Annotated in this window: 23 protein-coding genes; 11 read left to right on the top strand and 12 right to left on the bottom strand. The window is 60.4% G+C overall.

Annotated elements, in window-relative coordinates; translation table 11 throughout:
* Positions 1–81: 81 nt before the first annotated feature.
* The 3 genes from rpsO (at position 82) to pnp (ending at position 3498) form a co-directional block, all read left to right on the top strand.
* Entirely contained in the window at positions 82–351 is a 270-nt protein-coding gene (gene rpsO, locus CLV74_RS06725; protein WP_106263459.1) for a 30S ribosomal protein S15, read from the top strand.
* 139 nt (positions 352–490) lie between these two features.
* Complete coding sequence (locus CLV74_RS06720; protein ID WP_106263458.1) at positions 491–1159, top strand: dihydrofolate reductase family protein; 669 nt, start codon at positions 491–493, stop codon at positions 1157–1159.
* Between the two features lie 203 nt (positions 1160–1362).
* Entirely contained in the window at positions 1363–3498 is a 2136-nt protein-coding gene (gene pnp / locus CLV74_RS06715; protein ID WP_106263457.1) for a polyribonucleotide nucleotidyltransferase, read from the top strand.
* A 138-nt stretch (positions 3499–3636) separates the two neighbouring features.
* Here pnp and CLV74_RS06710 read toward each other — a convergent pair whose 3' ends face one another.
* Positions 3637–4284: a peroxiredoxin gene (locus CLV74_RS06710; RefSeq protein WP_106263456.1), complete on the bottom strand. Its 648-nt coding sequence runs from the start codon at positions 4282–4284 to the stop codon at positions 3637–3639.
* Positions 4285–4416: 132 nt separating this feature from the next.
* Here CLV74_RS06710 and CLV74_RS06705 point away from each other — a divergent pair, with 132 nt between their 5' ends.
* Together CLV74_RS06705 and CLV74_RS06700 are read left to right on the top strand one after the other, a co-directional pair.
* A complete protein-coding gene (locus CLV74_RS06705; protein WP_106263455.1) occupies positions 4417–5844 on the top strand; it encodes an aldehyde dehydrogenase family protein in 1428 nt (475 codons plus the stop codon).
* A gap of 42 nt (positions 5845–5886) precedes the next feature.
* The gene (locus tag CLV74_RS06700; RefSeq protein ID WP_106263454.1) at positions 5887–6930 is read left to right on the top strand and encodes a phosphotransferase; all 1044 of its coding nucleotides are present in this window, start codon (positions 5887–5889) and stop codon (positions 6928–6930) included.
* A gap of 3 nt (positions 6931–6933) precedes the next feature.
* On the opposite strand, the gene CLV74_RS06695 is transcribed toward CLV74_RS06700, so the two are convergent.
* Both CLV74_RS06695 and CLV74_RS06690 read right to left on the bottom strand, forming a co-directional pair.
* Positions 6934–7581 carry an RluA family pseudouridine synthase gene (locus tag CLV74_RS06695; RefSeq protein WP_106263453.1) on the bottom strand — a complete coding sequence of 216 codons (648 nt, stop codon included), beginning with the start codon at positions 7579–7581 and terminating at the stop codon, positions 6934–6936.
* Positions 7578–8036, bottom strand: a complete 459-nt coding sequence (locus tag CLV74_RS06690; RefSeq protein ID WP_106263452.1) for a GAF domain-containing protein — start codon at positions 8034–8036, stop codon at positions 7578–7580. The genes CLV74_RS06695 and CLV74_RS06690 overlap by 4 nt, the downstream gene beginning before the upstream one ends.
* 258 nt (positions 8037–8294) lie before the next feature.
* Here CLV74_RS06690 and CLV74_RS06685 point away from each other — a divergent pair, with 258 nt between their 5' ends.
* The 3 genes from CLV74_RS06685 (at position 8295) to CLV74_RS06675 (ending at position 10678) form a co-directional block, all read left to right on the top strand.
* Positions 8295–8633 carry an STAS domain-containing protein gene (locus CLV74_RS06685; protein WP_106263451.1) on the top strand — a complete coding sequence of 113 codons (339 nt, stop codon included), beginning with the start codon at positions 8295–8297 and terminating at the stop codon, positions 8631–8633.
* Positions 8593–9033 (top strand): ATP-binding protein, encoded by a 441-nt coding sequence (locus CLV74_RS06680; RefSeq protein WP_106263450.1) that lies wholly within the window; start codon positions 8593–8595, stop codon positions 9031–9033. The genes CLV74_RS06685 and CLV74_RS06680 overlap by 41 nt, the downstream gene beginning before the upstream one ends.
* Positions 9034–9100: 67 nt before the next feature.
* A complete protein-coding gene (locus CLV74_RS06675; RefSeq protein WP_106263449.1) occupies positions 9101–10678 on the top strand; it encodes a gamma-glutamyltransferase family protein in 1578 nt (525 codons plus the stop codon).
* Positions 10679–10732: 54 nt separating this feature from the next.
* On the opposite strand, the gene hspQ is transcribed toward CLV74_RS06675, so the two are convergent.
* Positions 10733–11059 carry a heat shock protein HspQ gene (gene hspQ / locus CLV74_RS06670; protein ID WP_106263448.1) on the bottom strand — a complete coding sequence of 109 codons (327 nt, stop codon included), beginning with the start codon at positions 11057–11059 and terminating at the stop codon, positions 10733–10735.
* Between the two features lie 203 nt (positions 11060–11262).
* On the opposite strand from hspQ, the gene CLV74_RS06665 reads away from it, so the two are divergent.
* The gene (locus tag CLV74_RS06665) at positions 11263–11847 is read left to right on the top strand and encodes a transglycosylase SLT domain-containing protein (protein ID WP_106263447.1); all 585 of its coding nucleotides are present in this window, start codon (positions 11263–11265) and stop codon (positions 11845–11847) included.
* A gap of 54 nt (positions 11848–11901) precedes the next feature.
* Here the strand turns inward: CLV74_RS06665 and CLV74_RS06660 are convergent, their stop codons facing one another.
* The 4 genes from CLV74_RS06660 to CLV74_RS06645 form a co-directional block, all read right to left on the bottom strand.
* Complete coding sequence (locus CLV74_RS06660) at positions 11902–12513, bottom strand: LolA family protein (RefSeq protein WP_106263446.1); 612 nt, start codon at positions 12511–12513, stop codon at positions 11902–11904.
* 80 nt (positions 12514–12593) lie between these two features.
* Positions 12594–15590 (bottom strand): DNA translocase FtsK, encoded by a 2997-nt coding sequence (locus CLV74_RS06655; RefSeq protein WP_106263445.1) that lies wholly within the window; start codon positions 15588–15590, stop codon positions 12594–12596.
* Positions 15591–15604: 14 nt separating this feature from the next.
* Positions 15605–16798, bottom strand: a complete 1194-nt coding sequence (locus tag CLV74_RS06650; RefSeq protein ID WP_106263444.1) for an aminotransferase class I/II-fold pyridoxal phosphate-dependent enzyme — start codon at positions 16796–16798, stop codon at positions 15605–15607.
* A gap of 115 nt (positions 16799–16913) precedes the next feature.
* Positions 16914–18245 carry an amidase gene (locus tag CLV74_RS06645; RefSeq protein WP_106263443.1) on the bottom strand — a complete coding sequence of 444 codons (1332 nt, stop codon included), beginning with the start codon at positions 18243–18245 and terminating at the stop codon, positions 16914–16916.
* A gap of 85 nt (positions 18246–18330) precedes the next feature.
* Between CLV74_RS06645 and CLV74_RS06640 the strand changes: the two genes are divergently transcribed.
* A complete protein-coding gene (locus tag CLV74_RS06640) occupies positions 18331–19557 on the top strand; it encodes an FAD-dependent monooxygenase (protein ID WP_106263442.1) in 1227 nt (408 codons plus the stop codon).
* Positions 19558–19575: 18 nt separating this feature from the next.
* Here the strand turns inward: CLV74_RS06640 and CLV74_RS06635 are convergent, their stop codons facing one another.
* The 4 genes from CLV74_RS06635 to CLV74_RS06620 are packed head-to-tail and all read right to left on the bottom strand — an operon-like array spanning position 19576 to position 22193.
* Positions 19576–19758, bottom strand: a complete 183-nt coding sequence (locus CLV74_RS06635; RefSeq protein WP_106263441.1) for a Trm112 family protein — start codon at positions 19756–19758, stop codon at positions 19576–19578.
* Entirely contained in the window at positions 19755–20402 is a 648-nt protein-coding gene (locus CLV74_RS06630; protein WP_106263440.1) for an LON peptidase substrate-binding domain-containing protein, read from the bottom strand. The genes CLV74_RS06635 and CLV74_RS06630 overlap by 4 nt, the downstream gene beginning before the upstream one ends.
* A 26-nt stretch (positions 20403–20428) precedes the next feature.
* On the bottom strand, positions 20429–21349 hold the full coding sequence (locus CLV74_RS06625) for a thioredoxin family protein (protein WP_106263439.1): 921 nt from the start codon (positions 21347–21349) through the stop codon (positions 20429–20431).
* Between the two features lie 55 nt (positions 21350–21404).
* A complete protein-coding gene (locus tag CLV74_RS06620; protein ID WP_106263438.1) occupies positions 21405–22193 on the bottom strand; it encodes an exodeoxyribonuclease III in 789 nt (262 codons plus the stop codon).
* A gap of 203 nt (positions 22194–22396) precedes the next feature.
* Here CLV74_RS06620 and CLV74_RS06615 point away from each other — a divergent pair, with 203 nt between their 5' ends.
* Positions 22397–23491 (top strand): glycosyltransferase, encoded by a 1095-nt coding sequence (locus CLV74_RS06615; RefSeq protein WP_170107996.1) that lies wholly within the window; start codon positions 22397–22399, stop codon positions 23489–23491.
* Positions 23492–23534 lie beyond the last annotated feature (43 nt).

The following is a 23534-nucleotide window of genomic DNA, read 5'->3' as shown; positions in this document are numbered from 1 at the left end:
CGCTCTGCGGATATCTCCATGGGCCCTGCTGGACGACATCCCGGCTTGTTGCCTTAACCCTTAGACAGATAGGAGACCCCGATGTCGATCACCGTAGAAGAAAAAGCACGCCTGCTGAAAGAATTCGCAACCAAAGAAGGCGACACCGGTTCGCCCGAAGTACAGGTTGCAATCCTGACCTCGCGTATCACCACCCTGACCGAGCACTTCAAAACCCACAAAAAAGACAACCACTCGCGTCGTGGTCTTTTGATGATGGTTGCTCAGCGCCGTAAGCTGCTGGACTACCTGAAGGCCAAAGAAGAAGCGCGTTACACCGCTCTGATCGCTCGTCTGGGCATCCGTCGCTAATCAGCGACCGATCTTCGGAATACCTGAAACGCCCGTGCCTTTCGCGCGGGCGTTTTGCTTTTGTGACCTGCGGTTTCATCTATGGACAGCGGAAACAATCAGGCGCCTAATACATGTATAGCGGGGAGGAGAGACCGGTATGCGTAAGATTGTAGGTGGCGTGTTTCAAAGCCTTGATGGTGTCATGCAGGCACCGGGCGGACCGGACGAAGACCCCACACGGGAATTCCCCTTCGGGGGGTGGGCAGCACCCTTTTTCGACGAGACGATGGGTCAGGCCATGGGCGGTCTGTTCGGCAGCCCGTTTGAGTTGCTACTAGGACGCAAAACCTACGAGATTTTCGCAGCCCACTGGCCTTATGTGGAAGGCCCCGAGGCCGAAATGGGCCAGATGTTCACGGCCACCAACAAATACGTTGTGACCGCAGAGCCCGACAAAACCGATCTTGGCTGGGAGAACAGCCATGCGCTGGGGGATATGGATGCAGTCCGCACCCTGAAGGACACCGATGGCCCCGACCTGCTGATCCAAGGTAGTACGACGCTTTATCCGCAACTGCTGGCCGAAGGGCTGCTGGACCGGCTATTCGTGATGACCTTCCCGATCATTCTGGGGCAAGGCAAGCGGATGATCGACGTCAAAACGCGGGATCACAAGATGACGCTGGCAAACCATCAGGTCAGCCAGACAGGTGTGATCATCGCGACATATGACGTGGATGGCACTGTGGATACCGGCAGTTTTGCCATGGAAACCCCAACCAAAGCTGAACTTGCCCGCCGCGCACGCATGACGCTGGAAGGCTAACCGTTCCTAACCGCAGACCCTGCGACCTTTGCGTAATATCCTTTCCCCAACGCTGCTTTTCGTGTATGGCGGCGCCATCTGAGACGTGGCGCGCAGGCCCCCGCGCTGTGAAAGAGAATGATGATGGGGTCGGCGGCAATGGGGCCGCCATGCAAACGGGAGCCCCGAGAACGCTCGGGAGGGCTCCCAACTAGGATACGCCTATGTTTAACGAAACCAAGAAATCGATGCAGTGGGGCGAAGAAACCCTCACTCTGGAAACCGGTAAGGTTGCCCGCCAGGCAGACGGTACCGTGATCGCCACCCTGGGTGAAACCTCGGTAATGGCGAACGTGACCTTTGCCAAAGAGGCAAAGCCGGGTCAGGACTTCTTCCCCCTGACCGTCCACTATCAGGAAAAATACTACGCAGCCGGTAAGATCCCCGGTGGCTTCTTCAAGCGCGAAGCACGTCCCTCGGAAAAAGAGACCCTGACCGCGCGTCTGATCGACCGTCCGATCCGCCCCCTGTTCGTCTCGGGCTTCAAGCATGAAGTTCTGGTGATGTGCACCGTGCTGAGCCACGATCTGGTCAACGACCCCGATGTTGTTGCTATGATCGCCGCTTCGGCTGCGCTGACCATCTCGGGCGTTCCGTTCATGGGCCCGATCGCCGGTGCCCGCGTTGGCTTCAGCAACGGTGAATACGTGCTGAACCCCAGCGTCGAGGACATGGATCACCTGCGCAACAACCCCGAGCAGCGTCTGGATCTGGTCATCGCCGGCACCAAAGACGCCGTGATGATGGTGGAATCGGAAGCTTACGAGCTGACCGAAGAAGAAATGCTGGGTGCTGTCCAGTTCGGCCACGACGCCATCAAGCCGGTGATCGACCTGATCATCGACCTGGCAGAAGAAGCGGCGAAAGAGCCCTTCAACTTTGTCGCGCCCGACTACAGCGAGCTGTACGCCAAGGTGAAAGCCGCTGGTGAAGAGCAGATGCGCGCTGCCTTCGCAATCAAGGACAAGCAAGAGCGTGTGAACGCTGTTTCCGCTGCCCGCGACGCGATCAAAGCCGCCCTGACCGAAGAAGAGCTGGAAGACAGCAATCTGGGTTCGGCCTTCAAGAAACTGGAAAGCAGCATCCTGCGTGGTGACGTGATCAACGGTGGCGCCCGTATCGACGGCCGCAGCAACACCGACGTTCGCGCGATCGTTTCGGAAGTTGGCATCCTGCCCCGTACCCACGGTTCGGCTCTGTTCACCCGTGGTGAAACTCAGGGTCTGGTTGTGACCACTCTGGGCACCGGCGACGACGAGCAGATCATCGACGCCCTGCACGGCAACTCGCGCAGCAACTTCCTGCTGCACTACAACTTCCCTCCCTACTCGGTTGGTGAAGTAGGCCGCGTTGGTTCGCCCGGTCGCCGCGAAATCGGCCACGGCAAACTGGCATGGCGCGCACTGCAGGCTGTTCTGCCCGCGGCAACCGACTTCCCCTACACCATCCGCGTTGTGTCCGAGATCACTGAATCGAACGGCTCGTCGTCGATGGCGTCGGTCTGTGGCGGTTCGCTGTCGATGATGGACGCAGGTGTTCCGCTGACCGCCCCCGTGGCTGGCGTTGCAATGGGTCTGATCCTGGAAGAAGACGGCCGCTTTGCGGTTCTGACCGACATTCTGGGCGACGAAGACCACCTTGGCGACATGGACTTCAAAGTAGCAGGTACCGAAAACGGCATCACCTCGCTGCAGATGGACATCAAGGTTGCAGGCATCACCGCCGAGATCATGAAGCAGGCTCTGGCTCAGGCGAAAGACGGCCGTCTGCACATTCTGGGCGAGATGGCGAAAGCCCTGACCTCGGCCAGCGAGTTCTCGGTCCACGCACCGCGCATCGAGACCATGCAGGTTCCCACCGACAAGATCCGTGAAGTGATCGGCTCAGGCGGTAAGGTCATCCGTGAAATCGTTGAAGTGTCGGGTGCGAAGGTCGACATCAACGACGACGGCACCGTCAAGATCGCATCGGCCAACGCCGACTCGATCAAGAAGGCTTACGACATGATCTACTCGATCGTGGCAGAGCCCGAAGAAGGTGCTGTTTATAAAGGTAAGGTCGTGAAGATCGTCGATTTCGGCGCCTTCGTGAACTTCTTTGGCAAGCGCGATGGTCTGGTACACGTCAGCCAGATCGAGAACCGCCGCCTGAACCACCCCTCGGATGTTCTGAAGGAAGGTCAGGAAGTTTGGGTCAAGCTTCTGGGCTTTGACGATCGCGGCAAGGTTCGCCTGTCGATGAAAGTTGTCGATCAGGAAACCGGCGAAGAAGCCAAGAAAGAAGAAGAAAGCGCGGAATAATCTGCCCCTCTTCCGAAATTAGGAAAGGCCCCGTCGCGCACGGGGCCTTTTTCTTTTGGCCTCTGCTACCTATCGGCAGCAGCAAAGAAAAAGGGCGCCCCTGATGGGACGCCCGACGAGATACGGCTTGGGACCGGATCAGGCTTTGGTGGTGCGCAGGTAGGGCAGCTTTTGCTCGAACGCGCCGAATTTCTCTTTCGCCTGCTCGTCGTTCAGCGACAGGGCGATGATCACGTCCTGACCTTCGGTCCAGTTGGCAGGGGTTGCCAGCGGCACACCGTAGGTCTTTTGCAGACCGTCCACGGCGCGCAGAACTTCGGCAAAGTTACGGCCAACCGACATGGGGTAGGTCATCGACAGTTGCAGCTTTTTGTTCGGTGCAATGATGAAGACCGAACGAACCGACGCCGAGTCAGCCGCCGTGCGGCCATCGGGCAGGTAAGCGTCTGCGGGCAGCATGTCGAAAGCTTTCGACACTTCCAGATCCTCATCGGCGATGATCGGGAAGCTGGCCTTCGCGCCCGAGTAGCTCTCGATGTCGCCTTTCCATGCTTTGTGCTCTTCGACGCCGTCCACCGACAGGCCGATGACCTTCACGCCGCGCTTTTCCCACTCGTCGGCCAGTTGGGCCACTGCGCCGAACTCGGTGGTGCAGACAGGGGTAAAGTCTTTGGGGTGCGAGAAGAGGATCGCCCAGGAATCACCAATCCATTCGTGGAAAGCAAATTCACCCTGATCGGTTTTCAGGGTCAGATTGGGAACGGTGTCATTGATACGCAGGCCCATGATGATCTCTCCTTAGGTCATGGAAATCGAACTTTGCGTCATAGGTATGAATTCCAGAGGGGAACGTCACCCCCTCTCTTGCTTCGATGCGCAGGCGGTGACAGAGTGTCGCTATCTCAGGGGAGAAAAAACATGATCAAAAAACGCGAATTCTACATTGACGGTAAATGGGTCGCCCCCGCGCAGGCCTGTGATCTCGACGTGATCGACCCGTCGACCGAAGAGGTAACAGCCGTTATTTCTCTGGGTGATCAGGCGGATACCGATGCAGCCGTCGCCGCAGCAAAGGCCGCGTTCCCCAGCTGGTCGCAAACGCCGCTGGCAGAGCGCGTAAATCTGATCAAAAAATTCCTCGAAATTTACAAAGCCCGTGCGCAAGAGATGGCAGATGCCATGACCTGCGAAATGGGTGCGCCCAAGGACTGGTCGCTGTCGGAACAGGTTGGCGCAGGCACGTGGCACACCGAAGGCTTTCTGGAAGCACTGGAAACTTTTGAGTTCGAACACCGCTACACCGCCACCGAAATGCATGTGCTGGACCCCATCGGCGTTGTGGGTCTGATCACCCCGTGGAACTGGCCGATGAACCAGATCTGCCTCAAGGTCATTCCGGCGCTGGCGGCTGGCTGCACCATGGTTCTGAAGCCGTCCGAGATCGCCCCCCTGTCGGCCCTGCTGTTCGCAGAGATGCTGCATGAGGCTGGTGTGCCTGCGGGCGTCTTCAACCTTGTGAACGGCGATGGGCCCGGTGTGGGCAGCCAACTGTCGGTCCACCCTGATGTTGCAATGATCAGCTTTACCGGCAGCACCCGCGCAGGCATCGCGATCAGCAAAGCCGCCGCAGACACCCTGAAGCGCGTCAGTCTGGAACTGGGCGGCAAGGGCGCGAATATTGTCTTTGCCGACGCCAACGAAAAGGCCGTGAAACGTGGCGCGAACGGCTGTTTCAACAATTCGGGCCAGTCGTGCAACGCGCCCACCCGTATGCTGGTGGAACGCAGCCGCTATGACCAAGCCGTGGAAGAGGCCGCCGAGGCCGCGAACACCCGCGGTGTCGGCTCGGGCCACGATCATGGCCGCCACATCGGCCCCGTGGTCAGCGAGTTGCAGTACAACAAGATCCAAGACCTGATCCAGAAAGGCATTGATGAAGGTGCCCGCCTGGTGGCTGGTGGCCTTGGCCGTCCCGAAGGTTTCAACCGTGGCTACTATGTGCGTCCTACCGTCTTTGCCGATGTAACCAACGACATGACCATCGCCCAGACCGAGATTTTTGGCCCCGTGCTTGCGATGATCCCCTTCGACACCGAAGAAGAGGCGATCGCGATCGCGAATGACTCGCCCTACGGCTTGACCCACTATGTGCAGTCCGAAGACGACACCAAGCGGATGCGCGTCGCCCGCCGCCTGCACGCAGGCATGATCCAGACCAACTACAACGGTATGGCGAAAGGCAGCCCCTTTGGCGGGGTGAAGGCCTCGGGCAATGGCCGTGAAGGCGGTGCCTTGGGGATCGAGGACTTCTGCGAGGTGAAGGTAATTACCGCCTATGCGGACTAAGCCTGCTTGCAGGAAACGCGCGGCGGGCCTAGTCATCGGCTTATGACTGATTTGCCCGCCTCGACCCAATTCGTGCAGGAAACTGTACACAAGCGTGACCCGTTTTCGGAAACCGTGTCGGGTCACGCCGCCCATGCGCCTGACGAAAAGCTGGTGATGCGCCGCCTCGGCAGCCTGCCCCTGTGGTCGCGCTGGCTGGGATGGGCGTTGGCCCGCAAGGAAATCCGCGGACTCAAGGCCGTTGCAGGCATCGAAGGCACCCCGCAGCTGATCCGCGTTGACCGCGAAGGCATTCTACGGACTTGGAGCCACGGCACGCCCCTGCAATTGGCTAAACCCCGCGACGCTGAATGGTACCGTGATGCCAAGCGGTTGCTGCGCCAGATGCGCCGTCGGGGCGTGACCCACAACGATCTTGCGAAACCTCAGAACTGGTTGATGACGCCGGACGGCAGAGCTTCGGTCATCGACTTCCAGCTGGCCAGCGTTCACAAACGGCGCGGCGCGATCTACCGCACCATGGCCTATGAAGACCTGCGCCACCTGCTGAAGCAAAAGCGCAAGTTTGCCAAGCACCTGCTGACCCCTAGCGAAAAGCGGATGTTAGAGCGGCGCAGTGCCCCGTCCCGCCTGTGGATGGCGACCGCCAAGCCGCTTTATAACTTTATCACCCGCCGTTTGATGAACTGGTCTGATGGCGAAGGCACCGAGAACCGGATCGCGCTGGAAGGCCCCGCATTACGGGAAGAACTGCTGTCCCATCCCCGCATCGACGGAGTGGCATTGGCAACCTACGCCCTGCCCGCGCGCGGCGTTGGCCTTTATGGGTTTGTAGAAACAGATCTGACGCAGGAAATGGTCCGCGGCCTGTTGCCCGAAAAGCGGATTGAGCTGATCCAAGCCGTCGACGCCCTGCCCCGCAATGAGGCCGGCGAGGTGCGTGAAGACGTGCTTCAACTGGTGGCGATGAACCGCGTGGACGAGCTTGAGCAACTAATGGCGCAAGACGACCGCCTGCGCCCTGTTCTGCGGGCCATCGTCGATCAGCGACTGAACCTGACCGACCGGACCTTGCGCGGAACCTGAGCTTTAGAAATCCGCCTTGGCGCGGAACTTCATGCCGATACCGGTGTCGGGGTGTTTCACCCTTAGTTCTTCGGAATGGAGCATCAGACGCGGATACTCTAGCGCCGCACCGCTGGCATAAAACGGATCGCCCAGAATGGGATGGCCCAAGGCCAGCATATGCACCCGCAACTGGTGACTACGGCCCGTGCGGGGCATCAAGCGGACACGGGTCTCGGTTTCCTCGCGCTTGACGACCTTCCAGTCGGTGATCGCGGGCTTGCCGGTCTCATGACAGACCATCTGCTTGGGACGGTTCGGCCAGTCCACGATCAAGGGCAGATCAACGGTCCCTTCCTTTTCCGCGATCTGGCCCCACACCCGGGCCACATAGGTTTTCTTGGTCTGACGGTTTTCAAACTGCTGCCCCAGATGACGCTGCGCGGCAGGGGTTTGGGCAAAGATCATCACGCCGGAGGTATCCCGATCCAGTCGATGCACCAGCAGGATTTGCGGGAACGCCAGCCGGAGGCGTTCGATCAGGCAATCCGCCAGATGCTCTCCCCGACCGGGGACAGAGAGCAGCCCCGAAGGCTTGTTGACCACCACGATATGGGCATCCTCATGGAGGATTTCGATCGGATCGGTGGGAGGGTTGTAGGCCTCGGTCATGATAGATGCCCGAAGGTCTCTGCGAGGATCGCGGAAAGGGCATCCGCATCCTCTTGAGAAAAGGCATCGGGCTGGTTGCTGTCGATATCCAGCACCGCGATGACCTGATCGTCTTTGTTGAAAACAGGCAGCACGATCTCGGATCGGGTGCTGGAGGCACAGGCGATATGGCCCGGGAAGGCGTCCACGTCGGGCACCAGCTGGGTTTGCCGCGTCCGCGCCGCCGCGCCGCACACACCGCGGCTGAAAGGGATCACCAGACACCCATGCCCCCCTTGGTAGGGGCCGATTTTCAGAACCTCAGGTTCGGTCACACGATAAAAGCCGGTCCAGTCGAAACGGTCATCCGAATGGTGGATTTCACACGCCAGCGTCGCCATCAGAGCGACCGTATCGGTCTCCCCCTCAGTCAGGGACCGGATGGTTTTGGCAAGGCTCTGGTAATCGACGGACATGACAGTTCCCTTTTGAAACGTTGGGTTGGGGGCGCTGCCCCCGCCCGCGATGCGGGCTCCCCCGAGGTATTTTTACCAAGATGAAGAGGCCGCCGGTTTAGCCTGAACCGGGCATGGATGCCAGTGGTGTGTTGTTTTGGGCACGTCTGCGGATAGGGACAAGTTGAATCGTCTTATTCCTAAAAAGGGTGGGCAGCTTACCGATTGATAATGAATGGGGCCTAGCCTCTGGAGTGTATTCAATCGAAGGAGGGTGCATTGGAACTGGCCCATGACGACTACCCAGGACTGCGGATCATCCATGTCCACGGGGGGCGCATCGATTCTGCCGTTGCGATCCAGTTCAAAGATGCCATGCGGGCGGCGACAGCCGGGCTGTCCCATAGGGCACTACTGAATTTGGGAGAGGTCGGGTTTATCGACTCGAGCGGTTTGGGGGCGATTGTGTTTGCCCTAAAGCAGATGCCGCGCGGGTGCCGGTTGGATCTGGCCTGCTTGCAGCCCGAGGTGGCCCGTGTCCTGCGCTTGACACGAATGGATCGGGTTTTCGTTATTCATGACAGTCTGGACACAGCTGTTGTCCCCGATGGTCACTGAGGCGCCAAAGGCGCTGGAATGCGCCGCGACCCCCTTGGAAATTCGAGGATTGCTGGCGCGGCTGGAAGAGGCTTTGCCCGCTGGAATTTGCGATCCCCGGATCGAGTTGGCGCTGGCGGAGGCGTTGAATAACGTGGCCGAACACGCCTATGGGAATGGGCGGGGCATGATCGCGCTAGAGGTCAGCAGTTGCTCTGAGGCTTTGCGCATCGCTTTGCGGGATCAGGGCCGCCCGATGCCTGAATTTGCTGTGCCCGCCGACGAAATGCCCGATCCCGATGCGCTGCCAGAAGGCGGCTGGGGATGGGGGCTGATCCACGCCTGTTGCGACGGGATCGATTACCAGCGCATTGCCGGAGAAAACCGGCTAACGCTGACTTTCCGCCGAATGGAAAGCTAAGCCATAGAGACTTGGCACCGCCGCAAGACCCTCTACCATCCGTCGCATAATCGAAGGAGAGCAGAACGTGCGTGATTTTCACAAGCCGGGACGATCCCAGGTCATTGCAGCGAGCGGGATGTGCGCAACGTCGCATCCGCTGGCGGCGCAGACCGCAGTTGGCATCTTGCAGGCAGGCGGCAATGCGATGGATGCGGCGATTTCTGCCGCAATCCTGCTAGGGATTGCAGAGCCGCAGATGACCGGCATCGGGGGCGATTGTTTTGTCCTGTTTAAGCCCGCTGGCACGGAAGAGGTGCGGGCGCTGAATGGCTCGGGGAGGGCACCGGCAGGAGCAAGAGCAGGGGCGCTACGGGAAAAAGGCCTGACAACCGTTCCGACCGAAGGTGCAATACCTGTCACGATCCCAACTGCGATGGATGCTTTTTGCCGCCTAAGCAATGATTGGGGGAAACTGGGCATCGACAGGTTGCTGGCCCCTACGATCCATTATGCCGAAGAAGGTATTCCGATCGCTCCGCGCGTGGGGTTTGATCTGGCAAAGGACGCATGGCGTCTATCAGACAGCGGTCGGCGGCATTTTCTGATCGACGGGCAGCCCCCTGCCGTGGGCCAGATGTTCCGCGCCCCCGGTCAGGCCGAGGTTCTGCGCCGCGTGGCGAAGGAAGGCCGCGATGGCTTTTACAAAGGTGAGGTGGCCGAGGACATGGTCGCCACGCTGAAGGCTGCGGGCGGCTGGCACACACTTGACGATTTCGCAGAGGCCGCGTCGAACTATACGGACCCGATCAGCAGCACCTACAAAGGCGCCGAACTGCTAGAGCATCCACCTAACGGCCATGGTGCGACCGCGATGCTGATGCTGAACATCCTTAACCACTTTGATCTGGCTGGCATGGACCCTTGGGGGGCGGATCGCGCGCATATTGAAGCCGAGGCTGCCAAGCTGGCCTATGACACCCGCAACCGCGTGATTGCCGATCCTGATCACTGCACACGGCTTGAACACATGCTGTCGCCCGAAACGGCGGCGCAATTGGCGACGTTGATCAAGATGGATAGCGCGTTACCCATGCCCGCCCCCAGTGCCGAGGCGGTGCATAAGGACACCATCTACATCACCGTCGTGGACAAGGACCGGATGGCGGTTTCGCTGATCTATTCGATCTTCCACGGGTTCGGCTCGGGTCTGGCATCGGACAAGTTCGGCATCCTGCTTCAGAACCGTGGTGCGGGATTTAGCCTGCAAGAAGGCCACGTGAACGAGATGGCTCCGGGCAAGCGTCCCTTGCACACCATTATCCCCGGCATGCTGCGGGAAAACGGACGCGTGACCATGCCGTTCGGCGTGATGGGCGGGGCCTATCAGCCCAACGGCCACGCGCGGCTGGTCACCAACCTGAGGGACTATGGCCTGAACGTGCAAGAGGCACTGGACGCGCCGCGCGCCTTTAACGATGGCACCACCATGCAGGTCGAACGGGGCTACAGCGATGCGGTTCGCGCCGATCTGGCTGCGCGGGGGCACAACGTCAGCATCCCCGAAAAGCCGATTGGTGGCGGACAGGCAATCATTCTGCGGGAAGACGGCTTGCTGGAAGGGGGCTCGGACCCGCGCAAGGACGGCTGTGCTTTGGGCTATTGATCCCGCCAGAAGACACATCAAACAGATACGGGCGCCGCGGCGCCCGTCATCGTCTTAGTTCATGTGAAAGTGCAGCGGATAAATCCCATTCTGATAGGGCCCAAACAGGTCCGGCAGGTCAGGATGGTCAACCGGCTCGCCTGTGTCATCCAGCACCAGATTTTGCTCGGACACATAAGCCACGTAGTAGCTTTCTTCGTTCTCGGCCAGCAGGTGATAGAAGGGCTGATCCTTCAGCGGACGCGCCTCTTCGGGGATCGCGTCATACCATTCCTGCGTGTTCGCAAATTCGGGATCGACGTCGAAGACCACGCCGCGAAACGGGTGTTTGCGGTGGCGCAGGATTTGGCCCAGATGGTATTTCGCACGTATAGTCTGCATAACAATCGCCCCTATCGCTCCTGCTTACACCTCGCAAGAGGCATTTGTCTAATTGATGCGCACACGATTCCGGAAACACTCTGTGCAATAGGCGGCAATGGGCTCAAAAATGGCAAAGAAACCTGCTACCTGCACGAGTGTGATTTGAAGCAGTATCCCGTTTTAACTATACTACAAAAAAAACATCGAGCGAGACAGGCAGAATGAGCAGACCCTTCCGCGCCCTGATTCTATTACTGTTGCTGGCCTCTTGCGGCGGCGGCGACAATCGCGCACCTCGAAATCTAGACAACGCCTGCGCCATCGTCGCAGAGCGTCCGCACTATCTGAAGGCCATGCAACGGGCCGAGCGCCGCTGGGGTGCCCCCGTTCCGGTCATGATGGCAATGATCCATCAGGAAAGTAAATTCATTGGCGATGCACGCACACCGCGAAAGTATGCCTTAGGCGTTATCCCTATGGGACGTATCAGCTCGGCTTACGGGTACAGTCAGGCGCTGGATGGCACGTGGGATGAATATCGGAAAGAGACTCGCAATCGCAGTGCCCGCCGTGACGATATCCACGACGCGACCGACTTTATGGGGTGGTACATGACCAAGACGGTCGAGCGGAATGGCATCAGCATGGGCGATGCGCGCAACCAGTATCTGGCCTACCACGAAGGCCACAGCGGATTTGCCCGCCGCTCGTACAATTCCAAAAGCTGGCTGGTGACGGTGGCGGATCGCGTGGCAAGCCGCGCGCAGACCTACCAGATCCAGTTGATCTCTTGCGGTCGCCGCTAAGGCCCACCGCCAGATCAAAGCAAAAGGCCGCCCCCGAAGGGCGGCCTTTGTCGTTTAGCGGGCACCGCGTTTTTTGCGTTCATCCGCGATATCGAACAAGGGCAGACCAAGGCTAATACCGGTCTGGGTGTCCCCCAGAATGGTGGTGGTCTGGTTGCCCGCATCGTCGGTAATGACCCACTGGCGCAGCTGCACGGGGCTGTCGGTGTAAACCAGCTGGATCGTGCCGTATTCAGGATGTTCGGGGTCCTGCGCGGTGACCACGGTGGTGTTGTCCACCTGCCGGTGATCCACCACCATCTTCGCCTTATTCAAATCCACCTTGCGGGCAAGGATCAGGCTAAGAGGCGTCCGGCTAAGGGGATAGATATCCGCCGAACCGGGGCTGACGGGATCAAAGATCGCCACCTGCCCGCCGCTTGCCATCACCAGTGCATTGCTGGGGGCGTTGTATTCGAACCGCGCCCGACCGGGGCGACGGATGTAGATCGTGCCGGTGTCGATCGACCCGTCGGCATTGATCTGGGTAAAGTCCCCCTTCACCGTCTGCATCGCGTTCATATACGCGGACAGGCGGTCCAGAGAGATCGGCGCCGCAGCCAAAGGCTCAGCGAAGCTAAGAAGTACGCCGGCCAGCGGCGCAAGGATCAAGGCACGTCTTTTCATAGGATAATAAATAAGGGCTGCACGCCTAACGTACAGCCCCCATGATTTCACAACGCAGTCAGTGGCCTGACACAATCGCCTTAGTCTTGTTCAGGAACCAGAATTTCCCGCTTGCCCACGTGGTTGGCAGAGCTGACCAGACTGTTTTCCTCCATCTGTTCGACCAGACGCGCGGCCTTGTTATAGCCGATGCCCAGTTTGCGCTGGATGTAGCTGGTCGAGCATTTGCGGTCCTTGATCACGATCTGCACCGCTTGGTCATAAAGGGCATCCTCGCTGCCAGTATTGCCACCGGTCGAGAGGCCCAAGACCTGATCAAGCTCCGATTCCTTCTCGGCGTCGGGGCCGGACTGCACGCCGTTGACATACTCCGGCGGGCCGTATGCCTTGAGATGGTTGACGATTTCCTCGACCTCTTCGTCGCTGACAAAGGGACCGTGGCAACGCTGGATGCGGCCGCCACCGGCCATATACAGCATGTCGCCCATCCCCAGCAGCTGCTCGGCCCCCTGTTCGCCAAGGATCGTGCGGCTGTCGATCTTCGAGGTGACCTGGAACGAAATACGGGTCGGGAAGTTCGCCTTGATCGTACCGGTGATCACGTCAACCGAGGGACGCTGGGTCGCCATGATCAGGTGAATACCCGACGCACGGGCCATCTGCGCCAGACGCTGGATGCAGGCTTCGATCTCTTTGCCCGCCACCATCATCAGGTCGGCCATCTCGTCGACGATAACCACGATGTAGGGCATCTTTTCGGGCGCGAAGTGCTCGGTCTCGAACACCGGATCGCCGCTGTCCTCATCAAAGCCGGTCTGGACTGTACGGCTGAACATTTCGCCCTTGGACAGAGCGTCTTTCACGCGGCTGTTGTAGCCGTCGATGTTCCGCACGCCCATCTTGGACATCTTGCGGTAACGCTCTTCCATCTCGGCCACGACCCACTTGAGGGCCACGACGGCCTTTTTCGGGTCGGTCACCACGGGCGACAGCAGATGCGGAATGCCGTCATAGACCGACAGTTCCAGCATTTTGGGGTCGATCATGATCAGGCGGCACTCTTCCGGCGACAGCTTGTACAGCAGCGACAGGATCATGGTGTTGATCGCCACCGACTTACCCGAACCGGTCGTACCCGCGATCAGCAGGTGAGGCATCTTGGCAAGGTTGGCGACAACCGGATCACCGCCGATGTCCTTACCCAGCGCCAGAGGCAGGCTGAGTTTATGGTCCCCGAACGCTCGGCTGGACAGGATCTCGCGGAAGACAACCATCTCGCGGGTTTCATTGGGCAGTTCGATCCCGATGACGCTGCGGCCGGGCACGGTGCTGACACGGGCCGACAGGGCCGACATCGAACGCGCAATGTCATCTGCCAGACCGATCACGCGGCTGGCCTTCAGACCGGGCGCGGGCTCTAGTTCATACATGGTGACCACGGGGCCGGGACGGACGCTGACGATCTCGCCCTTGACGCCATAGTCGTCCAGAACGGTTTCCAGCATCCGCGCATTGGCTTCCAGTGCGTCATTCGACAGTTGCAGCTTCTGCACGCTTTCGGGGCTGCGCAGCAGCGACAGCGGCGGCAGTTCATATTCGTCGTCGCGGTTCTGGAAGAGGCTGGGTTGTGCCTCGGCCATTGCGCGGCGCGAGGGCTGCACGGGCTTGGGTTGCGGCTGGTGAACCACGGCCTTGCGGGGCTCTGCCTTGGGCAGATCATAGGCGGGTGCGGCGTCATCATAGCCATAGTCGCCGTCGTCAAAGTCCTCTTCGATCTGCTCGTCCACCTCAGGCACAGGCTCGGGACGGAAATCAACGGCGGTCTTGGCAATCGCTTCAGAGTCGATGGCGTAGTTCTCCATCAACTGGGGCAGCGCATCCAAAGCGGCCTGAGGATCAACGGCCACAGGTGCAACAGCCGCTGCAGCCATCTCAGCCACGGGGGCTTCAGGCGTGGCCATCGGCGCTTGGACCTGCGGTGCGGCATGGGCTGCGGTCAACGGCGGCTCGCCGGCGGCGGCGCGGGGTTTCAGCACCAGCGGATCAGGGCGACGGCCCATGCCGCGGGTCAGCGGCGTTTCGGTTTCAACAGGACGGCGCAGTTTGGTGCGCACAACGCTGGTGATACGGGCCTTGATGCGATCTTCCTGCGGCGCCTCGATGTCGAAATCGGGCGCAGGCGTTTCCACCAATTCCGGCTCAAGATCGGGCATGGGTTCAGGCTGACGGCGCAGCAAACCGGGCATCAGACGGCGCAGGCCACCAAGGGGCGCGGCGTCATAATCCCTGTCATCAACCAGTTCTTCTTCGGGTTCATAGTGCGCGTCGTGGCGGATCACACGGCTGGTTGCGGCGGGCGCATAGTCCTCAACCACATCATCCTGAGCCCTGCGTTCCTTGAAAGCGCGCGCTTGGGCCATGGCACCACCGGCACCACGGCCCATAAGAGTCATCACTGCGTCATAAGCACGGATTAGACCAACGAGTACGAAACGGCCTCCGCGACGCAACTCTTCGCCCGTGAATCCTAACACAAAAGCGCCCATTGCCAAGACCCCAGGACCCATCAAAAGCGATAAAGCTTTAAGTGCGACAGCCTGACTCAGGGGCAACAAGCCCAAGAACATGCCCAAAAGCATGTCCCCAAGGTGTCCGCCAAGGCCGCTGTCCTGCGTCCAGCCCTCATAGGGAACCAATGTGGCCACATAGGTGGTCATCAAAACCACCCACACAGGCGCCAGCATCAGACGCGGCACGGCGCGATCTGCGCCACGGTGGAACACAAAGCGCAGACCCCAGCCAACCAGCAAGGCCGCAAAGGCCAGCGCGCCCCAGCCGACGATCATGAACACGGGCGCCGCGATGGACGCGCCGGTCTGACCCAGCCAGTTCTGCACCGGCGCATCGGTCACCGATAGGAAGGATGGATCCGAAGGGGTGTAGGACACCGCCATCGCAAGGGCCAAGAGGCCCATTATCACGAGGCCAAGTCCGAAAAGTTCCTTGCCACGCTTTTCGATCATCTCTTGCATCGAGCTGTCCAGAAGCGGGTCGCGTTGCCGTGTCTGATAGGCCATGGCTCTCCTCGTTCCTAGTCGTAGAGACAGGCACGCAGAGCGGTCAGACCGCGACGTACCTCGTCCTTGCTGGCGACAAGCGCCACGCGAATATAGTTATCACCGGGGCTAATGCCCTCGGCATTGGGGCGGCTCAGGTAGGCACCGGGCAGCACACGCACGCCGGTTTCCTGCCACAGCTTCAGCGCGGCGGCCTCGCCGTTCTCAACCTTCAGCCAGAGGAAAAATCCGGCCTCGGGGCTGGTGTAGCCGGGCAGATTGCCAAGGATCTCATCAGCGATCTGGAACTTTTCCTCATAGAGACGGCGGTTCTCGATCACGTGGTCCTCATCGGCCCAGACCTTTTCGGCCACGCGCTGCAAAGGCAGCGGCAGAGGGGCACCGGAATAGGCGCGCAACTGCTTCATGCGTTTGATGCATTCGGGTCCGCCAGCCGCAAAGCCCGACCGCAAACCGGGCAGGTTCGAGCGTTTGGACAGCGAATGGAACACCACAACCCGTTCAGGATGCGCGCCCATTTCCTGCGCGATTTCCATCGCACCAGTGGGCGGGTCGTTGCGGTAAATCTCGGAATAGCATTCGTCCGCCAGAATTCGGATGTCATGCTTTTCCGCCAAAGCAATAAGGTCGCGCCAATAATCCGCGCTGGCCACAGTTCCCTGCGGGTTCGCGGGCGAGCAGATGTATAGCATCGCGGCACGGTCCAGCACATCGGCAGGCAGACCGGCGAAATCAGGCAGATGGCCGTTGTCTTCGGTGGCGGGAGCAAAGACCGGCTCGGCCCCCACAGAAATCGCCGAGATCATGTAGACCTGATAGAAGGGGTTGGGCATCAGCACCACAGGGCGCTGGCCGTTCTTCACCTCAGGGCACAGGGCCATGCCCACGTTGCACAGCCCCTCACGGGTGCCATTCAGCGCCATGACCTGAGTCTCGGGGTCCAGCGTCACACCATAGCGGCGGGCGAACCAGTCGGTGATGGCGGTGCGCAGCTCTGGGCTGCCTTCATTGGGCGGGTACTTTCCGAATTCCCCAACATTTTCCGCAAGGATATCGCTGACCCACGCAGGAAATGCGTGCTTGGGCTCGCCAATGGTCATGTGGATCACATCCCCGCCGGGGGCGTGATGATCCAGCAATTCCCTCAAACGAGGGAATGCGTACGGGGGAAGGTTCGAAAACCGCTCAGGGAACGGATCGGTCGTCATGGGATACTGCTTTTCTGCCTCTGATGGGCCTTATTGGCGGCCCTTTTGTGGATAGAATAGCCAAACCAGACCTTCACGTCCAGTTTTCTAGGTATCCCATAAGGATGTGTGGCTTTCACGCGCCAAGTAAGGGCTCTAGCGCCGCACCAAGCCGCAGCAATCGCCCTTCGGACAGGGGACCGCCAAGCAAAGTAATCCCGGCCGAGGTCTCTCCGGTCGGAAGGGTCAGTGCCGCGCCGCCTGACAGGTTACAGATGCGGGTGTTGCGCAAGGCCAGCAGGTTTTCCGACGTGAAATAGGCTTCATCCTCCAGCATCCGATCAATGCGCGGCGGCAGGTTGGGGGCCGTCGGGTGGATCACCGCATCAAAGCCCGCAATCCGCGCGTTCCAGCGGGCACGAATGTCATTCAGCTTGGTCCAAGCGCGGATGGTTTCGATCCCCTCAATCCCTTTACCACCACGGAAGCGGGCCAGAACCGGCGGGAACATCTTTTCGGGCGCGGTCTCGATCAGCTCGCCTTGGGTGGCGTAGGCTTCAGGACCATAGAGGAACGGCACCAGCGCGAAGGCCTCTGTGATCTCAGGCGCGTCGATTTCGGTGATTTTCGCGCCTGCGGCTTCCAAAGCGCGGCGCGCGCGGTCGAACCCTTGGGCGGGGCCACTGCGCACACCATCCATCGCGACGGTCTTCAACAGAGCAAAATGGCGGCCCACAAGGCTGGCCCCTTTCAGATCAGCCGCCTTTTCCCCCAAAAGAGCGGCAAGGATCAGGCCTGCATCCTCAACCGTGCGGGTCAGCGGACCCACAGTGTCAAAGCTGGGACAAAGGGGCACGACCCCTTGCAAGGACAAAAGCCCAGAGGTCGTCTTCAGCCCCACCAGATCATTCCAGCACGCCGGAATACGCACCGACCCGCCCGTGTCCGAGCCGATGCCCGCCGCGGCCAATCCAAAGGCCACAGACGTTGCCGCCCCAGAGGACGACCCGCCAGAGGCGCATTCGGGATCGTTGGAATTTGGCGGGCTTGCGGTGCAGGGGTTCAGGCCCATGCCGGAAAACGCCAGTTCGGTCATGTGGGTCTTGCCAAGACAGACCATGCCCTGAAGGGTCGCATCCGCCAGAACCTTGGCGTCGGTTTCAGGCACGCGGCCCGCCAGCAATTGCGATCCCGCCTCGGTCGCGACGCCTGCGCTGTCAAACAGGTCCTTCCAGCTGACCGGTACCCCGTCCAGAACCCCGCGCCGCACGCCGTTCTTGGCGCGAAAGGCTGCTGCCTGCGCCTCGGCCAGTGCGCGATCCGACGTTGTGCGCGCATAGATGCGGTCACCAAATTCATGGGCGGCAATGGCCTCTAGGTAGGCCTGAGCCAATTCCACGGGGTCCAGATCACCCCGCCCGATTGCTCTGCCCTGTTCTGCCGCGCTGCGGGTCAACCACTGTTGCATGACGCCTCCGAAATCTTGTCGCACCCTGACCCTAGCGGCGCCAAATCGCATGGACAATCCCGGGCAGAGGCGCATATTCGCAAGCATGACCCAGACGAGTGATATCCTGATCGTCGGAGGCGGCCTTGCAGGCCCTGCTCTGGCTCTCGCACTGGCCCAACAGGGCCAGACCGTGACCGTGATTGACGCCCTGCCCGCCGACACCCGCGCGGACACCGGCTTTGACGGCCGTGCCTATGCGCTGGCGCTGGCGTCCCAGCGGGTGCTGGCGGCGCTTGGCCTTTGGGACGATCTGGCGGCAAATGCACAGCCCATGCTGGACATCAAAGTCACCGATGGCCGCGCTGGCGAAGGCCCTGCCCCGTTCTGGATGCACTTTGACCACGCCGAGATTGAAGAAGGCCCTATGGGCTACATGGTCGAGGATCGCCACCTGCGGCCCGTCGTATTGGCGGCGATGGAGGCTCATCCGAACATCACCCATCTGGCCGAACAGACCGTGGTGGACCAGACGCAAGACGTCAGCGGCGTGACTGTGACGCTGGCGGACGGACGCGCTTTGTCGGGCCGTCTGCTGGTGGGCGCCGATGGTCGCCGCAGTGGCACCGCCGCCCGCGCAGGCATCAAGCGCACCGGTTGGGACTATGGCCAGACCGCGCTGGTCTGCGCCATTGAGCACGACTTGCCCCATAATGGCGTGGCCCATCAGTTCTTCATGCCCCCCGGCCCGCTGGCGATCCTGCCGCTGACCGGCAACCGATGCAGCATCGTTTGGAGCGAGCGGACCGCACAAGCCAAAGCCATCAACGCGCTGGATGACGCCCAATACCTTGAGGTGCTGCGTCCCCGCTTCGGTGATTTTCTGGGAGAGATCCGTCTGGCCGGTAAACGGTGGGCCTATCCGCTGAACCTGACGCTGGCCAACAGCTTTATCGGCGAACGGATGGCGCTGGTGGGTGACGCGGCCCACGGGGTGCATCCCATCGCGGGCCAAGGTCTGAACGCAGGTCTTAAGGACGTTGCCGCGCTGGCCGAAGTGCTGACCGATGCAGTGCGCCGCGGCGATGACATCGGCAATCCGGTGGTGCTGGGGTACTATCAGGAATGGCGGCGTTTTGATGCGATCAGCATGGCGATGGCGACAGACGCCTTTAACAAGCTGTTCTCGAACGACAACCCGCTGCTGCGGATGGGCCGTGATCTGGGGATGGGTCTGGTGAACGCAGTACCCGGTCTGCGCCGGAACTTCATCCGCGAGGCCGCTGGCCTGACCGGAGAGCTGCCCCGCATGATGCGCGGGGACGCTCTTTGATTTAAAGCGACAGGCGGATCAATCGATCCGCCGCGCCTCATCCTGCAACATGATCGGGATACCGTCGCGGATCGGGAAGGCCAGCTTGGCCGACTTGGAGATCAACTCTTGCTTCTCGGCATCGTATTCCAGCGAATTGTGGGTCAGAGGGCAAATCAGCGCCTCTAGCATCCGGCGATCAAAGGCTGTGGTCTCGGTCATTGTATGATGTCTCCGCTGCCCTCGCCGCTGCGCAGGGCATATTCAATCAGGGTAATCAGGGTCTCGCGCCGCGTAACCAACGATGGCGCCTCTAGCAGCGCCTGTTTGTCTTCGGGCGCAAAGGGGCACAGCATGGAAAGGGCGTTGATCAACATCTCGTCCTCGGCCTGCTCAAGGCTATCCCAATCCGTGGACAGTTCCTGATTGGCAAAATAGCGCGAGAGGCTGCGCATCAGCGTTTTGCGATCCAGTCCGGGGTCGGTCTCTTCCTTGCCCTGATCGCTTTCAAAGCCCTTCCACGACACCTCAAAGCGGCGATACGGCGTAAAGCCCTCACGCTCGGCCACCACGCGGAACCGCGAGATGCCCGACAGGGTGATCAGGTACCGCCCGTCCTCGGTCTCCGAGAACTGGGTCAACCGGCCAGCGCAGCCGATCTTGTGCAGGCCCGCCCCTTCGCTTGTGGCAAAGGGGTTCGGCTGGATCATCCCGATCAGCCGGTGGGGCGTTTTCATGCAATCCTCGATCATCGCCAGATAGCGCGGTTCAAAGATGTGCAGGGGCAGACGGGCGCGCGGCAAAAGCAGCGCCCCCGGCAAGGGGAAGACAGGGATCGTCTCGGGCAGGTCGCTCTGGATTTTCATAAGGTGGAACTAGCCCCCCTCAGCTATCAGGCAAATATGAGCGAGCTTAATTTACGGCGACCGTTCAGAACAACCGGATCATTGGGTTTAAGTGCCTCGAAGATGGTGAACAGTTGCGCCTTGGCGGCACCGTCATTCCATTCGCGGTCACGGCGGAAGAGGTCCAGCAACTGGGTCACAGCGCCTTCGGCATCGCCATTGGCAAACAGCGCCTGCGCCAGATCGAAACGGGCCTGATGGTTCGCGGGGTCAGCCTCGACCTGAGCGGTCAGTTCGGCCACGGGACCGGCATTGGCGGCCTGCTTGGCCAGCGCAATTTGCGCGGCTGCCGCCTCAAGCTCAGGCGATTTCGAGATTTCCGCAGGCGCGCCGTTCAGCACGGCCTCGGCCTGATCCAGATCACCGCCTGCGATAATCGCACGCACCCAGCCGCCATAGGCCTTGGCGTTCTTGTCATCTTCACCCAGAACCGCCTGAAAGATCGAGGCCGCGTCTTCAGTCGCGCCTTGCTCCAGCATCTCTTCGGCAGCCTCTAGGGCGTCATCCAGACCGCCCGAAGCATCGCCGCCCGACGCCGCCACAACCTTTTCGACAAAGGCTTTAATCTCGGACCCGGGCAGCGCGCCTTGGAAACCGTCAATCGGCTGGCCCTGCCAGAAGGCATAGACGGTAGGGATGGACTGCACGCGCATCTGGCCTGCAATCATCTGGTTTTCGTCCACGTTGATCTTGGCCATCTTGACCGCGCCTTTGGCCGCGACCACAGCCGCCTCCAAAGCGGGGCCAAGCGTTTTGCACGGGCCACACCAAGGGGCCCAGAAATCGACGATCACCGGAACAGTTTTCGAGGCTTCGACCACATCGGCCATAAAGTTGGCTTCGGTGACGTCGAACACCAGATCGGACGGTGCGGGGGCAGCTGCGCCGCCGGTTCCCAGTTCAAGCATGGCAAATCCCCTTAATTGCGTTGTTGAGGCCTATATGTGGACGAAAGGCCCGTTGTCAAAGATCGAACGTTGCAAAAACCGGCGCGTGGTCGCTGGGTTTTTCCCATCCACGGGCATCGCGGCGGATGCGGCTAGAGTGTGCGGCGTTCGAAATATCGGGCGTGGCCCAGATGTGATCCAGACGGCGGCCCTTATCGGCCCCGTCCCAATCTTTGGCGCGGTAGGACCACCAGCTATACAGCAGACCTTGCGGAATATCCTGACGGGTCACATCCACCCAAGCACCAGAATCCTGCACCTGCGCCAGATGCTCGACCTCGATCGGGGTGTGGCTGACGATCTTCAGCAGCTTTTTGTGATCCCAGACGTCATCCTCGCGGGGCGCGATGTTCAGATCGCCCACCAGAATGGCCTTTTCCGGCTTTTGCGCGTGGAAGTAGTCGCGCAGCTCGGTCAGGTAATCCAGCTTCTGGCCGAATTTCTCGTTGATCTCGCGGTTCGGCTCATCGCCGCCTGCGGGGATGTAAAAGTTGTGGACGGTCACGCCATTGGACAGACGGCCCGCAATATGGCGGGCGTGGCCAAGGGCTGCGAAATCCTCGGAGGCTGTCTCTTCAATCGGCAGCTTCGACAGGATCGCCACCCCGTTATAGCCTTTTTGCCCGCGGCCAATCATGTGGGTGTAGCCAAGGGCCTGAAAAAGCTCGACCGGGATCTTCTCCACGGGGCTTTTACATTCTTGCAGGCACAGGACATCGGGCGCGTCCTCTTCCATCAGGCGCTGCACCAAAGGCGCACGCAAGCGGACCGAGTTGATGTTCCATGTGGCAAGGGTAAAGGACATTTGGCTCTCCTGTCAGTCGCCCATGTTGAACCATGCCAGCGCACCACCCGCAAGGTGACTAATGCCCGCGCCCCTACAGCGATCATTGCCTAGGCCGCCGCGCTCACCTACTAAGTGAGGCACCAGTTAAGGGGCAGCGTATGTCTTCCAGACCCAGAGTGTGTATCGCAACCAGCGGCTATTATCGCCCGGGCGAAACGTTTGTGAACCATCACATCCAAAAGCTGTTTGGCGGCGCAAGCGCTGTGATCTCGGCCAAGGCATCGCGCGGGAACAACCCGTTCGCCAAGCCGCTGCTGTCCATCGCCGAAGTCAAAGCGCCCAAGTCCGAACTTCTGACCACCCTGCCCGCCCTGACGCTGAACCTACTGCGCTATCGCACCAGCAAGGTGCCCGTGGGCCGCGCCGCCCATGAGATCGAAGCATTTCTGAAGCAGCACCAGATAGAGGTGATCCTGTGTGAATTCGGAAACCGCGCCCTGCAAATCGCCCCCATTGCGGGTCGGCTTGGCATTCCGGTCTTCACCTATTTCCGTGGCTATGACGCATCGAAACTGCTGAACGAAGGGTCCTACCCCGCCGCCTACCGGCGCTTGATGCCGCAGCTGGCGGGGGTGTTCGCGGTCTCGGCATTTCTGCTGAAGAACCTTGAGAAACATGGCATTCGCCACCCCAACGCCCATGTGGCCCCCAGCGGCGCGGACACAGACCTGTTCCAGCCCGCCGCCAAGACACCCCAGCTGATTGTCGCCGCAGGGCGGATGGTGGCGAAAAAGATGCCCCTGCAAATGACCGATGTTTTCATTGACGTGGCCCGCAGCAATCCTGACGCGCAGTTCGTCTTTTACGGCGATGGCGCCCACCTTGAAGAATGCCGCGCCCGCGTCCGGAGCGCAGGGCTTGAGCATCAGATCAGCCTGCCCGGTGCCAAACCCCATGCGGAAATCGCGGATACACTGTCCCGCGCGACGATCTTCGCGCAGCATTCAGCGACCGAAAAGAACGGCAATACCGAAGGGCTACCAAGTTCGATCCAAGAGGCGATGGCCTGTGGCTGCGCCGTTGTCTCGACCCGTCACGCGGGCATTCCTGAAGCGGTGATCGAAGGGGAAACCGGCCTTTTGGTGGATGAGTTGGATTTCAAAGCCCACGCCGAGGCGCTGAAACGCCTGCTGGCCGACCCAAAGATGACAGCCGACATGGGCATAGCCGCCCGTCAGTTTGCGCTGGCGCATCTGGACAAGGCCAAGCTGACCGCCAAGATCGAGGCCATCATGGCCGCCGCGGTGAACGGCTAAAAGCCCGCCAATAGGGGGTTTTCCCAAAAAAAGACCCGGGACA

Source organism: Donghicola tyrosinivorans, assembly GCF_003003355.1.
Lineage (GTDB): Bacteria > Pseudomonadota > Alphaproteobacteria > Rhodobacterales > Rhodobacteraceae > Donghicola > Donghicola tyrosinivorans.
The sequence above is the reverse complement of the archived record's forward strand: the minus strand, read 5'-3'. Positions and strand labels throughout refer to the sequence as shown.